Raw genomic sequence first — 16,001 nt, forward strand, 5'->3', positions numbered from 1 at the left:
ATCACCCGTCCGCGCTCACCCTTGCGCCGTCATCCGATCGCGCCGCCGCCAGGTCCACCGCCGTCCAGGCCATCGCCACCGCGCCGTCCAGTACCGCACGCTCCGCCTCCGCGCCCAGCGCCGCCTCGGCGAACGCCGCTTCGTGCGGGGCGCAGGCTCCGCCGGTGATGTCCAGGACCGGATGGATCGAGGGCACCGCGTGCGACACGTTCCCCATGTCCGTGCAGGCGAACGGCTCGCGCTCGACCGGCTCCGGCCGACCGAGCGCCGCCGCGTTGGCGCGCCACAGGGCCAGCAGCCCGGGGTCGGAGCGCATGTCCAGGTAGTCCGGCTCCGGCCGGGTCAGTTCGACCGTGCAGCCGGTGGCGAGCGCCCCGGCGCGGAAACAGTCCTCGACCCGGGTGCGCAGCTCCTTGAGGTCCTCGGCCGCCGAGGCCCGGATCTCGTACTCGGCGCTCGCGCTGTCGGGGATCCGGTTCGGTGCCGTCCCGGCGGTCGTGGTGATGCCGTGCACCCGCCAGTGCGGCGGGAGTTGCTGGCGCAGCAGTCCGATCGCGACCTGGGCGACGGTGAGCGCGTCGGCGGCGTTGCGGCCCTCCTGCGGGTCGAGGCTCGGGTGGGCGGCGCGCCCGGTGTAGCGGACGGACAGCGTGCCGAGCGCGAAGGAGCGGAAGTCGGCGACCTCGACCGGGCAGGGGTGGACCATCATCGCCGCGTCCACTCCGTCGAAGGCTCCGGCGTCCAGCAGCAGTGCCTTGCCCGCCCCGCGCTCCTCGGCCGGTGCACCGATCACCCGTACGGTGAGCCCGAGTCGGCCGGCGTAGGGGGCGAGGCCGAGCGCCGCGCCGAGGCCGGCGGCGGCGATCAGGTTGTGCCCGCAGGCGTGTCCGAGGCCGGGCAGCGCGTCGTACTCGCAGACCAGGGCGACGGTGACCGGTCCGCTGCCGAGGGTCGCGGTGAACGCGGTGGCCAGGCCGTGGGCGGGCGCGGTGACGGAGTAGCCGTGCTGCCGCAGCAGTTCGGCGCACCAGGCGGCCGCGCGGTGCTCCTCGAAGGCGGTCTCGGGGTGGGCGTGGATGCGGCGGCTGAGCGCGAGCAGGTCCGTGCGGTGCGCGTGGACGCGGTCGCGGACGGCCTGCTTGGTCGCGGACAGGGGCATGGCTGGCGCCTCCGGGGTGTCAGGGCCGGGCCCTTCCTGGGCCGTTGACCAGATCCTATAAAGTTAGGTTAGGCTAACCTAAATATGTCGCCCGGATCCCCGAGGAGTTCTCCGAACCATGCCCGCCGCCGAGACCCAGACTGGCGACCTTCCGACCGGCGACCTTCCGACCGGCGACCTCCCGAAGGGCGGAACTCCCGCCGTCGACCGCCCCGAAGGCGACATCCCGCTGCTCGCCGCCCAGGCCGCCATCTGGTACGCGCAGGCCCTCGAACCCGCGAGCCCGGTCTACAACACCGGCGACGCCGTCGAGATCACCGGTCCACTCGACGACGAGCGGTTCGAGCGGGCGCTGCGGCAGGCCGTGGCGGAGGCGCAGGCGCTCGGCGCGGTCGTCGTCACCGGCCCGGACGGCGCGCCCCGGCAGCGGTTGAGGCCCGACCGCGCGTGGCCGCTGCACCGCCTGGACCTCCGGGCCGAGCCCGCCTCCGAGCCCGCCTCCGAGGCCGGCGCGATGGCGGAGGCCGAGGCCTGGATGCGCGCCGACCTCGCCCGTCCGGCCGACCTCGCCGAGGGCCCGCTGTTCACCCACGCGCTCATCCGGCTCGCCGACGAGCGGTGGATCTGGTACCGGCGGATCCACCATCTCGCCGTCGACGCCTACGCGTTGACCCTCCTCGGCGAGCGGGTCGCCGAGCTGTACCGCGTGCACGCCACCGGCACCGAGCCGACCCCGAACCCGTTCGCCGACCTCGCCGAGGTCGCCGCCGAGGAGGCCGCGTACCGCGCGGGGGAGGAGTACCGGGCGGACCGCGCCCACTGGTCCGCCCGGATGGCCGACGCCGCCACCCCGGCGACCCTGCCGGCCATCCCGTCCGCCGTCCCCGGCACCCCGGCCGCCCCGTCCGCCCTCGGCGGCACCCCGGCCATCCCGTCCGCCGTCCCCGGCACCCCGGGTGCCCCCGCCGGCGAAGCCCACCCGGCCCCGCTGCGCCTCACCGCCGACCTTCCCGCCGGTACCCGCGACCGCCTGGAGCGCGCCGCCGACGCCGTCCGCGCCACCTGGGCCGAACTGCTCCTCGCCGCCACCGCCGGTTACGTGCACCGGCTGTCCGGCAGCCCGGACGTCGTCCTCGGCTTGCCGCTCGCCAACCGCCGCGGCCCGGCCGCGCTGCGCACCCCCGTCGCCACCGTCAACGTTCTGCCGCTGCGCCTGGCCGTCCGCCCCGCCGACAGCGCGGAGGCGCTGCTGCGCCGGGTGGTCCGCGAGCTGCGCGCCGTGCGCCGCCACCAGCGCTACCCGCTGGAGGACCTGCGCCGCGACCTGGGCCGCACCGGCGACCGCCGCGCCCTGTTCGGCCCGATGGTCAACATCAAGGCCTTCGAGGGAGATCTCGACCTGGCCGGTCTGCCCGGCACCGTCCGCAACCTCGCCGCCGGACCGGTCGACGACCTCGCCCTGAACGTCTCGCCCGGCCCGGACGGCGCGCTGCGCCTGGTCGTCGACGCCGACCCGACCCGCTACGGCGCCGCCTCCCTCGCCGCCCACCGCGACGGTCTGGTGCGCTACCTCGACGCCCTCGTCGAGCTGCTGCTCACCGCCCCGACGACGCCGATCGCCCGGATCGAGCTGCTGGACGCGGACGGCCTGCGCCGGGCCACCGCCGGTCGCACCGAACCGCCGGTCGAGCGGACGGTGCCCGAGCTGTTCGCCGCCCAGGCGGCCCGCACCCCGCGGGCCGTCGCCGTCCGCTGCGGCACGAGCGCCCTGACGTACGGGCGGCTCGACACCGCCGCGAACCGCCTCGCCCACCGGTTGACCGCGCTCGGCGTACGGGACGGCGCGCCGGTCGCGATCGCCCTGCCGCGCGGCACGGACACGCTGGTCGCGATGCTCGCCGTGCTCAAGGCCGGGGGCGCCTGCGTCTCGCTCGACCTCACCCACCCCGGGCAGCGGCTCGCCGCCGTCCTGGCCGACGCCCGCCCGGTCTGCGCGATCGGCGCCCCCGACGCCCTCGCCGCCCTCGACCTGCCCGCGGAGCTGCTCGCCGGCCTGCCCACCGTGCCACCGGGCGCGGCCGAAGCGAAGGACCGGGCCGAAGCGAAGGACCCGGCCGCACGGGAGGACCCGGCCGAAGCCAAGGACCCGGCCGCACGGGAGGACCCGGCCGCACGGGAGGACCCGGCCGCACGGGAGGACCCGGCCGAAGCTGAGTCGCCGACCGCCCCGCCCGCACCGCAACTCCACCACCCCGCCTACGTGTTGCACACCTCCGGCTCCACCGGCCGCCCCAAGGGCGTCGTGGTCACCCACGCCTCGCTGGCCAACCTGCACGCCGGCCTCGCCGAGGACCACATCGCCCCCGCCGTGCGGCGCACCGGCCGCGAGCGCCTGCGCGTCGCCCACAGCGCCTCGTTCGCCTTCGACGCCTCCTGGGACCCGGTGCTCTGGATGGTCCACGGCCATGAGCTGCACCTGCTGGACGACGCCACCTACCGCGACCCGGCCGCGCTGGCCGCCCACCTCGACCGCGAGCGCATCGACTACCTCGACCTCACCCCCTCCTACCTCGACGTCCTCATCGCCGAGGGGATCCTGGACGAAGGCCGGCACCGCCCGTCCGTCCTCGTGGTCGGCGGCGAGGCCACCCCGCCCGCCCTCTGGCAGCGCCTGACCGCCGTCCCCGGCCTGCACCCCGTCGACCTCTACGGCCCGACCGAGACCACGGTCGACGCCTACGCCTGGACCCCGGGCCCGGACGGTGCCCCGGCCGGCCGGGTGGTGCGCGGCTCCCGCGCCTACGTCCTGGACGGCTCGCTGCGCCCCGTGCCCGACGGCGTGACCGGCGAACTGTACGTCGCCGGCGCCTGTTTGGCCCGCGGCTACCTCGGCCGCCCCGACCTCACCGCCGAACGCTTCGTCGCCGACCCCTTCGGGCCGCCCGGCAGCCGGATGTACCGCACCGGCGACCTCGCCCGCCGCCGCCCGTCGGGGTGCCCCCGGGCGGAGGCCGGGGGAGGCACCCTGGAGTTCCTCGGCCGCGTCGACGACCAGGTGAAGATCCGCGGCTTCCGGGTCGAACCCGGCGAGACCGCCGCCGTGCTGGCCGAACTGCCCGGCGTCGCCCAGGCCGTGGTGATCGCCCGCCCCGGTCCGCAGGGCACCCGCCTGCTCGGTTACGCCGTCCCCGCGCCCGGCGGCACTCCGGACCCGGCCGGGCTGCGCGAGGCGCTCGCCGCGCGGCTGCCCGCGCACATGGTCCCGGCGGCCGTGCTGCTGCTGGACGCCCTTCCCCGCACGGCCCACGACAAGCTCGACCACCGCGCCCTGCCCGAGCCGGCCGCCACCGCCGAGGGGGCCGCCGCGGCCACGCCCCGGGAGGAGCTGGTCTGCGGGCTGTTCGCCGACGTCCTCGGCCTGCCGCGGGCCCCCGGCCGGGACGCCTCCTTCTTCGACCTCGGCGGTCACTCGCTGCTCGCCGGCCGGCTGGCCGCCCGGCTGCGCCAGACCTTCGCCGCCCCGGTCGGGTTCGCCGACGTGTTCCGCCACCCGACGCCGGCCGGCCTCGCCCGTCTGCTCGACGGGCTGCGCGACGCCCCGTTCGACGAGCTGCGCGAGGCCCCGCTCGACGGGTTGCGCGACGGGCTCCTCGTCGGCACGCAGTGCGCCGGCACCGGCACCGGCGCCGACGAGACCGGCACCCCCGCCCCTCCCGCCACCGCCCTCGCGCCCGTTCCGCGCGCCGAGCGGATGCCGCTCTCGCCCGCCCAGCGCGGCCTCTGGTTCCTGCACCGCCTCGAAGGCCCCACCCCCACCTACAACATCCCGCTCGCCCTCACCCTCACCGGCCCGCTCGACCGGCACGCCCTCGCCCTCGCCCTCGGCGACCTCGTCGCCCGCCACGAGGTCCTGCGCACCGTCTACGGGGAGGAGTCGGACGGCACGCCGTACCAGCGGATCCTGCCCGCAGGGCCGATCGAACTCCACCAGGGTTCGGGAGAGGCGACCGAGGCCGTCCGCCACGCCTTCGAGCTGACCGTCGAACCGCCGCTGCGGGCCACGCTGTTCTCCACCGGCCCGCACCGGCACACCCTGCTCCTGCTGCTGCACCACATCGCCGGCGACGGGGCCTCCACCACCCCCCTGGTCCGCGACCTGGCCGCCGCCTACACCGCCCGGATCGCCGGCCGCGTGCCCGAACTCCCCGCACTCCCCTACCAGTTCGCCGACCACGCGGCCCGGCAGCACCGGCGCCTCGGCACCGCCGACGCACCCACCCCGCTCGCCGTCCGGCAGACGCAGTACTGGCGCACCGCGCTCGCCGGACTGCCCGACCGGCTGGAGCTGCCCACCGACCGCCCCCGCCCGGCCGTCGCCGGCCACCGGGGCGCCACCGTGCCCTTCGCCCTCGACGCCACCGCCCACCGCGCCCTCGCCGCACTCGCCGGGGCCGCCGGCGGCACCGTCTTCATGGCCGTCCTGTCCGGCCTCGCCGCGCTGCTCACCCGGCACGGGTGCGGTACCGACATCCCCGTCGGCACGCCGGTGGCCGGGCGCGAGGACGAGGAAACCGCCGCGCTGGTGGGCTACTTCGTCAACTCGGTGGTCCTGCGCATCGACACGTCGGCCCGCTCCGCCGGGGACGCCCCCGCGGGCGAGCCGACCTTCCGCGAGCTGCTGGCCCGGGTGCGCGCCGCCGTCCTCGGCGCCCACGAGCACGCCGACCTGCCCTTCGACCGCCTGGTCGAGGAGCTCAACCCGGATCGCTCCCTCGCCCGGCACCCGTTGTTCCAGGTGATGCTCGCCTGGCAGAGCCGCCCGGACGAGCCCCTCGCACTGGGCGGCGGCCTCACCGCCGAGGTCACCGCCGTCCCCACCGGGACCGCCAAGTTCGACCTCACCCTCAACGCGGGCGAGCTGCCCGGCGGCGGCATCGGCGGCTTCCTGGAGTACCGCACCGACCTCTTCGACGCCGCCACCGTCGCGGCGCTCGCCGAACGCCTGGCCCGGCTGCTCACCGCCGCCGCCACCGCCCCCGACACCCCGATCGGGCGGCTCCCGCTGATCGGCGAGGAGGAGCGGCGCCGGGCCCTGGTCACCTGGAACACCGGGACCCCGGCGCCCGGCCCGTCCGCCACGGCCGACGCCGAGTCCGCCACCCTGTCCGAGCTGTTCCGGGCCGCTGCCGCGGCCAACCCGGCCGCCGTCGCCGTCAGTTACCAGGACGAGCAGCTCGACTACACCGAACTCGCGGCCCGAGCCGACCGCTTGGCCCGGCTGCTGGTCGCCGGCGGCATCGGCCCCGGCACGATCGTCGCCCTCGCCCTGCCCCGCTCGCTCGACCTCGTGGTCGCCCTGCTGGCGGTGACCGAGTCCGGCGCCGCCTACCTGCCGCTCGATCCCGACTACCCGGCGGACCGCCTCGCCTACATGCTGGCCGACGCCGCCCCGGCCGCCGTGCTCACCGACCGCGCCACCGCGGCCCGGCTGCCCGCCCACGAGGTGCCCCGGATCCTCGTCGACGGACCGGAGGCCGAACGGTACCCGGCCGTCCCGCTCGCCCCGCACGAGCGCACCCGCCCGCTGCGGGCCGAGGACACCGCGTACGTCATCTACACCTCCGGCTCCACCGGCCGCCCCAAGGGCGTGCCCGTCACCCACCGGAACGTGGTCCGGCTGTTCACCGCCACCGACCACTGGTTCGGCTTCGGCGCCGACGACGTCTGGACGCTCTTCCACTCCTACGCCTTCGACTTCTCCGTCTGGGAGCTGTGGGGCGCCCTGCTGCACGGCGGCCGGCTGGTGGTCGTCCCGCATCTGGTCAGCCGCGACCCGGCCGCCTTCCTCGACCTGCTCGCCCGCGAGCGCGTCTCCGTGCTCAACCAGACGCCGTCCGCGTTCTACCAGCTCAGCGCCGCCGACCGGGACCGCCCCGGACGCGAACTCGCCCTGCGCTACGTGGTGTTCGGCGGCGAGGCGCTCGAACTCGGCCGGTTGGACGACTGGTACTCCCGGCACGCCGAGGACGCGCCGACCCTGGTCAACATGTACGGCATCACCGAGACCACCGTGCACGTCTCGTACGTCGCCCTCGACCGGGCGAGCGCCGCCGCAGGGAGCAGCAGCACCATCGGCGTCACCATCCCCGACCTGCGGGTCTACGTGCTCGACCAGCACCTGCAGCCCGTCCCGCCCGGCGTCACCGGCGAGATGTACGTGGCCGGGGCGGGCCTCGCCCGCGGCTACCTCGGCCGGCCCGGCCTCACCGCGACCCGCTTCGTCGCCGACCCGTACGCCGGACTGTTCGGTGAACGCGGCACCCGGATGTACCGCTCCGGCGACCTCGCCCGGCGCCGCGCGGACGGCGTCCTGGAGTACGTCGGCCGCGCCGACCAGCAGGTCAAGCTGCGCGGCTTCCGGATCGAACTCGGCGAGATCGAGGCCGTGTTGGCGGCCCACCCGGGCGTCGCCGACGCGGCGGTGATCGTCCGCGAGGACGCGCCCGGCGACAAGCGACTGGTCGGCTACGCGGTGGCTGCTGCCCCTGCCCCTGCCCCTGCCCCTGCCGCTGCCGCTGCTGCTGCTGCTGCCGACAACGACCACGACCACGACAACGACAACGACGGCGACAACGACGACGACGGCGACAACGGCGCCGAAGGCGGCGCCGGTCGGCACCCCGGGAGCCTCACGCCCGAGGAGCTGCGCGCCCACGCCGCGGCCGAACTGCCCGTCCACATGGTGCCGTCCGCCGTCGTCCTGCTCGACCGCCTGCCGCTGACCGCCAACGGCAAGCTGGACCGCCGGGCCCTGCCCGCCCCCGAGGCGCCGGCCCGCGCCGCCGGGCGCCCGCCGCGCACCCCGCGCGAGCAGCAGCTCTGCGCTCTGTTCGGCGAGGTCCTGGGCGTGGCCGAGGTCGGTGTGGAGGACGACTTCTTCGCCCTCGGTGGGCACTCGCTGCTGGTCGTGCGCCTCGCCGGGCGGATCCGCGAGGTGCTCGGACGGGAGGTCGGCATCGGCACGCTCTTCCAGGCGCCCACCGTGGCCGCCCTCGACGCCGCGCTCGCGGCCGGAGCGGAGGACACCGACGCCCTGGACGTGCTGCTCCCGTTGCGGCCCGCGGCCCCCGGACGGCAGCGCCCGCTGTTCGCCGTCCACCCGGCCGGCGGCCTCAGCTGGTGCTACACCGGGCTGATCCGCCACCTGCCCGGGGGCGTGCCGATCTACGGCCTGCAGGCCCAGGGCGTCGGGGCGGCCACCGCCGCCGAGCCGCTGCCCCGCACCCTGGAGGAGCTGGCCGCGCACTACGTCGACCGGTTGCGCGAGGTCCAGCCCGAGGGGCCCTACCGGCTGCTCGGCTGGTCCACCGGCGGAATCATCGCCCACGCGGTCGCGGTCCGGCTCCAGGAGCTCGGCCAGGCGGTCGAGTTGCTCGCCATCCTGGACGCCTACCCGGCCGAGGGCTTCCGCGGCCTGCCCGTCCCCGACCAGGCCGAGGCCCTGGAGGCGCTGCTCACCATGGGCGGCCTCGGGCCGGCCGACCTCGCCGGCCGGCCGCTCGAACTCGAAGCCGTCACCGAGCTGTTGCGCCGCGAGGGCAGCCCGCTCGCCGGACTCGACGACGCCACGGTGGCCGCGCTCAACCGGATCTACCTCCACACCAACCACCTGGTGCGCGGCTACGACCACCGCCGTTTCGAGGGCGACGTGCTGTTCTTCCGCGCCACGGTCGAGACCGTCGACGACACCCTGGTGCCCGCGCTGTGGACCCCGTACGTGTCCGGGCGGATCGCCGCGACCGACGTGGCCTGCTCCCACAAGGACATGACCCTGCCCGCCCCGATCGCGCACATCGCGCGCGTGATCGCCGACCACCTGACGACGACCGACGATGGAGAGGACCACCGATGAGTGACGCCCCCGCCAACCCCTTCGACGCCGACGGCGACTTCCTCGCCCTCGTCAACCCCGAGGGGCAGCACTCCCTGTGGCCCGCCTTCGCCGCCGTCCCGGCCGGCTGGGACGTCGCCCACGGCCCCTGCGGACGGGCGGCGGCGCTGGAGTGGATCAGCACGCACTGGACCGCCCTGTGACCCCTCCCGAGGCCGAGGACGCTCAAGCTCCCGGCGCCCGGGTTCCCGACGCCCGGGTTCCCGACGCCCGGGCTCACGACGCCCAAGCTCCCGGCGCCCAGGTCCCCGACGCCCGGTCCGCCGGTGCCCAGGGGTCTGTCGCTGCGGTCCCCGACGTCCAGGCTCCGGCGCGCCCCCCGCTCGGGGGGCGCGCCGCCGTGGTGGCGGTCTACACGGCCGCGATGTGCATGAACGGCCTGGACTCGACCATCGTCAACCCCGCGCTGTTCAGCATCGCCGAGGACTTCGGCCGGCCGGTCTCGGCGGCCAACGCGGTGGAGACCGCCTTCCTGGTCGGCCTCGCCCTCGGCCTGCCGGTGGCGGGCTGGCTGGGCGACCGGTACGGCGTCAAGCGGGTGTTCCTCGGCGCGCTGAGCGCCTTCACCCTCGCCTCCGCGCTGTGCGCCGCCGCACCCGGCCTCGGCCCGCTGGCGCTCGCCCGCGCCGTCCAAGGCGTGGCGGGCGGACTGCTCACCCCGGTCGGGATGACCCTGCTGTTCCGGGCGTTCGCCCCGCACGAGCGGGCCGGCCTGGGCCGGATCCTGATCGTCCCGACCGCCCTGATGCCCGCCCTCGGGCCGCCGCTCGGCGGGTTCCTCACCGAACACCTCTCCTGGCACTGGCTGTTCCTGGTGAACGTGCCGATCGGGGTGGCCGCCGTCACGCTCGGTCTGCTCCGCCTGGGCGGCGGCGCGGAGGAACCCCCGGCCGGCCGCTTCGACACCACCGGCTTCCTGCTCGCCACCCCCGGACTCGGCCTGCTGACCTACGCCCTCGGCTTCGGCCCGGCGCACGGCTGGTCGTCCCCGGGAGTGGCGATCGCCGGTGTCGCCGGCCTGAGCCTGCTGGGCGCCGCCGTCCGGCACCAACTCCGCTCCGACGAACCGCTGGTGGACCTACGGCTGCTCGCCGACCGGACCTTCGGGGCGGCGAGCTGGGCGGCCCTGCTCACCTCGGCCGGACTGATGGGCGCGCTGTTCGCCCTGCCGCTGCTCCACCAGGCCGCGCTCGGCGCCTCGGCCCTCGACGCCGGACTGAGCGTCTTCCCGGAGGCGATCGGCCTGATGGCCGCCTCCCAGGTGGTGGACCGCCTGCTGCCCCGTCTCGGACCCCGCCGCCTCGCCCTGCCAGGCCTGCTGCTCGCCGCCGCGGTCCTCGCCGCACTCGGCTGCGCGGAGAACCCGTGGCTGGTCCGGGCCCTGATGTTCGGCGTCGGCCTCATCCTGGGCACCGCCGTCCTCACCGTCCAGATCGCCGGCTTCGCCGACCTCCCCCCACCCGCGATGGGCCGTGCGATGGGCCTGTTCACCATCCTGCGCACCCTCGGCGGCGCCCTCGGCATCGCCGCCACCGCCGCCCTCGTCGCCGCCCTCCCCACCGACTCCGGCACCACCCCCTACTGCCTCGCCCTCCTCCTCACCGCCGCCCTGGTCGCCGCCGCCACCCTCCTCGCCGCCCGCCTCCCCACCAGCCCCCCGGCCCCGCCCCCGGAGGACTGACCACCTTGCGGATCCCTCCTCCGCTGCCCAGGCTGCCGTACGGTGGTCGGAGCACCGGAGGAGTCCGCATGAACCCTGAGCGCTTCCGCCTGCTCGATGAGGCGCGGCGCCGCCTCCCGGACGGCTTCAAGGCCGAGCTGGCGGGCGAGCTGATCGTCCTGCAGGCGCGGCCGGGGCCGATCACCAGCTCAACCTTGCGCTCGTCCAGCGCCAGTTCGAGGCGCACTGCCCGGCCGGCTACTTCCCGACCGGGAACAGCGACCTCTCCTCGCCGGAGGTCGGTTCCGTCCGGAATCCCGACCTCACGTACCTGCCCGACGACGTGATCGAGCTGGGTCGGGAGATTCCCGCCGAACTGGCGTTGATCGCGGTCGAGATCGTCTCGCCCTCCGATCCCGACAACGACTGGACCGGAAAGGTCCGCGACTACCCGCGGATGGGCTTCCCGCTCTACCTGGTCGTGGATCCGCGGCAGAAGACCGTGACGCTGTTCTCCGAGCCGAACCGCGACCGCTACCACACCCGGACGGAACGGGAGTTCGGCGAGACCATCCGCATCCCCGAGCCGTTCGGCTTCGAGCTGGACCTGGCCCGGCTGGTGCCCTACCGGGACTGAGCCGGGCCCGCCTTCGCCGGGCGGGCCTCGGTGGCCGGCGGGGCGGGCCGGTCCGCGCTACCCCGCCCCGGCGGGTGCGGCCGTCGAGGCCGGCGTTCCGAGCAGGTGGGCGAGTCCGTCGGCCAGGCCGCCGCGCCAGCAGGCGTAGTCGTGGCCGCCGTTGAACTCGCGGTAGGCGAGGTCGTAGCCGCGCGCCCGCAGGACGTCCCGCAGGTGCCGGTTCTGGGTGAGCAGCATCCACTCCTGCAGTCCGACCTCGACGTAGAAGCGGGCCGGGCGCCGCTTGCCGGTGGCGAACCGGCGGGTCAGCCATTCGCTGCCCTCGTCGAACTCGGTCTCGTCCGGCCACCAGAAGGAGCCGGACTGGCAGAGCGCGTTGCCGAAGCGTTCGGGGCGCCGGTAGGCGGCGTAGGCGGCGGTGAGTCCGCCCGCGCTCTGGCCCGCGAGGACGGTGCCGGCCGGGTCGGTGGTCGCGTCGAACTCCCGTGCGGCCCAGGGGAGGAGCCGGTCGGCGAGGAGGTCGACGAAGGCCGGGTTGCAGCTGAGGTCGTCGGGCCGTCCGGGGCCCATGGTGTGGACGAGCAGCGCCACGGTGGGCGGGATCGCGCCGTCGGCGGTGAGGTTGTCGAGGGTGTCGCCGACGGACAGCACCTCGCCCCACATCTCGCCGTCGAGCAGCACCGCGACCGGGTACGGGCCGGAGCCGTCCCCGTGCCCCGCCGGGAGGTGGACGTCCACCCGCCGCCCGGCGACGGTGTGCGGCACCGTCCGGCCGCGCGGCACGTGCTGCCGCCGCCGGACGTACGGCTGCGCGGGCGCCTCGGGGAGGCTGAGCACGGAGGCGGGGTGCCGGCCGTCGCGGGCGGGCAGCCGGGGTTCGGTGTCGTACGGGTCGGGGCGGGCGTGGTCGAGGACGCGCACCCAGTCGGGGCGGCCGGTGCCGGGGGCCTGCCCGCGGAACGGGTAGAGCTGGTACGAGGCCCGGTGGTCGGCGCGCAGCCGGTAGGTGATCGACCACGCGCCGTCGGGCCGGCGCACCATCAGGTGCGGCGTCAGGTCGCCGGAGTGGCGGTCCTTGTCCGTCACGGTGTGCAGCAGGGCGAGGACGCCGTCGCACTCCTCGCCGCGGTGGGTGAGGGTGACCAGGCGGTAGGCGGGGTCGTCGGGATCCGGCGCGACGACGGGAGCGGTTTCCACGGGGTTCTCCACAGCGATGACTCCAAGGGGCTTACGGGGTGCTGCCCTTGCGGCCGAGCAGTACCCAGAGCAGGAAGGGGCCGCCGAGGACGGTGGTGACGATGCCGACGGGGATCTCCACCCCGCCGATCAGCACCCGTCCGAGGGTGTCCGCGAGGACGACGAGCAGGGCGCCGGCCAGGGCCGAGCCGAGGACCGGCACGCGGGCCGGCCCGGCCAGCCGTCCGGCGATCACCGGCGCGGCCAGCGCCACGAAGCCGACCGGCCCGCAGACGCCGACCGCCAGTCCGGCGAGCGCGACCGCGAGCAGCAGGCAGGCGAGCCGGACCCGACCGGGGCTGACGCCGAGGGCGGAGGCGACGTCGTCGTCGAAGCGCAGCACCGCCAGGCGCCGGGCGACGCCCAGGGCGAGCGGCACCAGCACGGCCAGCCCGACCAGGACGGGTGTGGCGACGGCGTGGTCCCGTCCGTTGAGGCTGCCGGAGGTCCAGACGTACAGCGAACCCGCCGCGTTGAGCGAGCGGCGGGCCAGCGCGACCTGGACGACCGCGGAGGCGAGCGCGGACATCGCCAGGCCGACGACCAGCACCCGGTGGCCGCGGGCGCCGAGCCCGCCGGAGGCGAGGGTGACGGCCAGTACGGCGGCGAGCGCGCCGAGCGGCCCGGCCCACCAGGCGCCGAAGGTGCCGGAGACGGTGGCGGAGATCAGCACGGCGGCGGTCGCGCCGTCGTTGACGCCGAGCAGTTCGGGGGTGGCGAGCCGGTTGCGGGCGAGGGTCTGGGTGAGGCAGCCGGCCAGGCCGAGCGCGGCTCCGGCGGCGAGCCCGGCGACGATCCGGCCGAGCCGGAACTTCCGCACCAGCAGCACGTCGAGGCGCTCGCCGTAGCCGAACACGGCCCGGAAGGTGCGGCCGAGGCCGAGTTCGCCCTGCCCGGCGTACGCGGAGACCACGACGGCGGCGAGCAGCGCGGCGGCGAGGCCGAGGGCGGCGATCAGCGCCCGCCGGGGCAGCAGCAGCGACCAGGCGCCGCACCGCAGCGCCACCTCGGGCTTCGGGGCGGCTGGTTCGGCGCGCCGTGCGGGCGGGACGGAGGCCTCGGCGGGCTCGGTCAGGGCGAGCGCGGCGGAACGCCGGGAGCGGACGATCGCGATCAGCGCGGGGGCGCCGACCAGGGTGACGATCACCGACACCGGCGCCTCGAAGGGTCGGGCGACCACCCTGGCCAGGACGTCGGCGCCGGTCAGCACGGCGGCGCCGAACAGCCCGGCGAGCAGGGTGAGTCGTCCGACCCGGGGCCCGGCGACGGCTCGGGCGAGGTAGCCGGCGAGCAGGCCGAGGAAGGAGACCGGTCCGGCCAGCGCGACGGCCGAGGCGGTCAGCAGGGTGACGGCGAGGGCGACGGCGGCCCGGGTGGCGCCGGGCCGGTGGCCGAGGCCGCGGGCGAGGTCGTCGCCGAGGGCGAGGGCGGTGAGCGGCCGGGTGGTGAGCAGGGCGAGCAGGAAGCCGGCCCCGAGTACGGGGGCGAGCCGGCCCAGGGCGGCCCAGCCCTCCACGCCGGACAGCGAGCCGAGCACCCAGACCCGGTAACGGTCGTAGGCCTCCGGAGAGTTGACGGTCAGCACGCCGGTGAGGCCGCCGAAGGTCGCGCCGACGGCGGAGCCGCCGAGCACCAGGCGCATCGGCGACCCGCCGCCCCGGCTGCCCGCGATCAGCAGGACCAGGGTGCTGGCGAGCACCGCGCCGCCGAAGGCGAAGGCGAGGTACCCGTACGAGGTCTGCACGCCGAGGAGGGCGACGCCGAGGACGACGCCCAGGGAGGCGCCGGCGTTGACGCCGAGCAGGCCGGTCTCGGCGAGCGGGTTGCGGGTGACGGCCTGCAGTTGGGCCCCGGCGACGCCGAGCGCGGATCCGACCAGCAGGGCGGTGAGGGTGCGGGGGAGTCGCAGGTCGCCGACGACCAGGGCGAGTCGGCCGTCGGCGCGGGCGCCGTCGCGGTTCAGCAGGTAGTCCAGCACCCGGGCGGGGCCGACCTCGCCGGCGCCGACGGACAGCGAGAGCGCGGTCGGCGCGAGCAGCAGGGCCACGGCTCCGAGGGCGAGCGGCCAGGTGGGCCGCCGGGGCGCGGACCGGCGCGGCTCCCGCTCCGGTGGCGGGGCGTCCGGCGCGGGGGCGGGGGACGCTTCGTGGACGCCCGCTTGCGACAGTGTCATAAGGTAAGGCTAACCTAATCATCGAGCCGTCCCGTGGGGAACCCCACAGCGCACCGCGCGGCACTCCCGCTCCGCCGCGCTGCCCGGACGTCGCTCAACTCCCGTACCACCGTTGCCCGGAGGCACCCATGCCGTTCGCCCGCCGCCCGCACCGCCCCGCCCGCCGCCGCGCGGCCCAGGCGCTCGCCGTCACCGGGGCGGCCGCCCTGCTGCTCGCCGGCTGCGGGTCCTCCGGCTCCTCCGGCTCCTCCTCGTCCGCCTCCTCCCCGTCGGGAGGCGCGGTGGCCGGCGGCGGGGCCGGCAACGGCGGGGCCGGCGGCGGCGTCGGCGGCAAGCGGACCGTCAAGGACGCCACCGGCAAGGCCGTCGAGGTCCCGGCCGAGCCCAAGCGGATCGTCACCCTCACCCAGGAGGACCTCGACGCGGTGCTCGCCCTCGGCGTGAAGCCGGCCGGCATCACCAACGGACAGGGCCTCAACGAGCCGCCCGCGTACCTGAAGGACAAGGTCCAGGGCGTGCCGGTGGTCGGCAACCTGCTGCAGCCGGTGATGGACAAGGTCATCGCCGCCAAGCCCGACCTGATCCTGGCCGGTGACATGCAGGACGAGCAGGTGCTCAAGCAGCTGCGCGAGATCACCCCGGCGACGCTGGTCACCATGGCGCCCACCGACGACTGGAAGCTCGCCTTCCGGGGCATCGGCAACGCCGTCAACAAGCTCGACACCGCCGACAAGGTGATCGGCGAGTACGAGGCCAAGGCCGCCAAGGCCGGCGGCGAGCTCACCGGGAACAAGGGCGCCGCCGTCTCCATCGTCCGCTGGAACCCCACCGGCCCCAGCTGGATGGAGAAGAAGCAGTTCGCGAGCGGCGTCGCCCTCGACATGGGCCTCACCCGCCCGGCCGCCCAGGACAAGGACGGCAACGCCCACAGTCCGGCGCTCAGCCTGGAGAAGCTCTCCGAGATCGACGGCGACTGGCTGTTCCTGTCCACCCTCACCGACGACGGCAGGTCCGCGCTCAAGGACGTCCAGTCCAAGCCCGCCTACCGGGGACTGAACGCGGTGAAGAACGACCACGTCGTCACCGTGGACGGCTCCGTCTGGTCCACCCGGGGCGGCCCGCTCGCGGCCGACGTCGTCATCGGCGACCTCGGCAAGGCCCTCGGCGGCCACTGAGCGGGCGCCG

The 16,001-nt window shown here is 76.1% G+C and carries 7 protein-coding genes and 1 pseudogene; 5 read left to right on the forward strand and 3 right to left on the reverse strand.

Features of this window, described 5'->3' with window-relative positions; genetic code table 11:
- Window position 1: 1 nt before the first annotated feature.
- The gene (locus ACZ6Y7_RS09030; RefSeq protein ID WP_465757191.1) at window positions 2-1,159 is read right to left on the reverse strand and encodes an amidohydrolase; all 1,158 of its coding nucleotides are present in this window, start codon (window positions 1,157-1,159) and stop codon (window positions 2-4) included.
- A 118-nt stretch (window positions 1,160-1,277) separates the two neighbouring features.
- Between ACZ6Y7_RS09030 and ACZ6Y7_RS09035 the strand changes: the two genes are divergently transcribed.
- The 4 genes and pseudogenes from ACZ6Y7_RS09035 to ACZ6Y7_RS09050 all read left to right on the forward strand — a co-directional run.
- Window positions 1,278-9,071 (forward strand): amino acid adenylation domain-containing protein, encoded by a 7,794-nt coding sequence (locus ACZ6Y7_RS09035; protein WP_465757192.1) that lies wholly within the window; start codon window positions 1,278-1,280, stop codon window positions 9,069-9,071.
- Window positions 9,068-9,253, forward strand: a complete 186-nt coding sequence (locus tag ACZ6Y7_RS09040; protein WP_465757193.1) for an MbtH family protein — start codon at window positions 9,068-9,070, stop codon at window positions 9,251-9,253. The genes ACZ6Y7_RS09035 and ACZ6Y7_RS09040 overlap by 4 nt, the downstream gene beginning before the upstream one ends.
- Before the next feature lie 197 nt (window positions 9,254-9,450).
- Window positions 9,451-10,791 (forward strand): DHA2 family efflux MFS transporter permease subunit, encoded by a 1,341-nt coding sequence (locus ACZ6Y7_RS09045; RefSeq protein ID WP_465757194.1) that lies wholly within the window; start codon window positions 9,451-9,453, stop codon window positions 10,789-10,791.
- Between the two features lie 232 nt (window positions 10,792-11,023).
- Window positions 11,024-11,407 (forward strand): annotated as a pseudogene (locus ACZ6Y7_RS09050) (Uma2 family endonuclease); the annotation flags it as partial.
- A gap of 57 nt (window positions 11,408-11,464) precedes the next feature.
- Here ACZ6Y7_RS09050 and fes read toward each other — a convergent pair.
- Together fes and fhuB are read right to left on the reverse strand one after the other, a co-directional pair.
- Window positions 11,465-12,604 carry an enterochelin esterase gene (fes, locus tag ACZ6Y7_RS09055; RefSeq protein WP_465757195.1) on the reverse strand — a complete coding sequence of 380 codons (1,140 nt, stop codon included), beginning with the start codon at window positions 12,602-12,604 and terminating at the stop codon, window positions 11,465-11,467.
- Window positions 12,605-12,635: 31 nt separating this feature from the next.
- The gene (gene fhuB / locus ACZ6Y7_RS09060; RefSeq protein ID WP_465757196.1) at window positions 12,636-14,816 is read right to left on the reverse strand and encodes a Fe(3+)-hydroxamate ABC transporter permease FhuB; all 2,181 of its coding nucleotides are present in this window, start codon (window positions 14,814-14,816) and stop codon (window positions 12,636-12,638) included.
- A 128-nt stretch (window positions 14,817-14,944) separates the two neighbouring features.
- Here fhuB and ACZ6Y7_RS09065 point away from each other — a divergent pair, with 128 nt between their 5' ends.
- Complete coding sequence (locus ACZ6Y7_RS09065) at window positions 14,945-15,991, forward strand: ABC transporter substrate-binding protein (RefSeq protein ID WP_465757197.1); 1,047 nt, start codon at window positions 14,945-14,947, stop codon at window positions 15,989-15,991.
- The last annotated feature ends 10 nt before the right edge of the window (window positions 15,992-16,001 follow it).

This window comes from Kitasatospora sp. NPDC053308 (genome assembly GCF_055585785.1).

Excerpts from the sequence above, each read along its gene's own strand:
- ACZ6Y7_RS09065 (WP_465757197.1), top strand. The coding sequence starts at position 14,945 with ATGCCGTTCGCCCGCCGCCCGCACCGCCCCGCCCGCCGCCGCGCGGCC.
- ACZ6Y7_RS09035 (WP_465757192.1), top strand. The coding sequence starts at position 1,278 with ATGCCCGCCGCCGAGACCCAGACTGGCGACCTTCCGACCGGCGACCTT.
- ACZ6Y7_RS09030 (WP_465757191.1), bottom strand. The coding sequence starts at position 1,159 with ATGCCCCTGTCCGCGACCAAGCAGGCCGTCCGCGACCGCGTCCACGCG.
- fhuB (WP_465757196.1), bottom strand. The coding sequence starts at position 14,816 with ATGACACTGTCGCAAGCGGGCGTCCACGAAGCGTCCCCCGCCCCCGCG.
- ACZ6Y7_RS09040 (WP_465757193.1), top strand. The coding sequence starts at position 9,068 with ATGAGTGACGCCCCCGCCAACCCCTTCGACGCCGACGGCGACTTCCTC.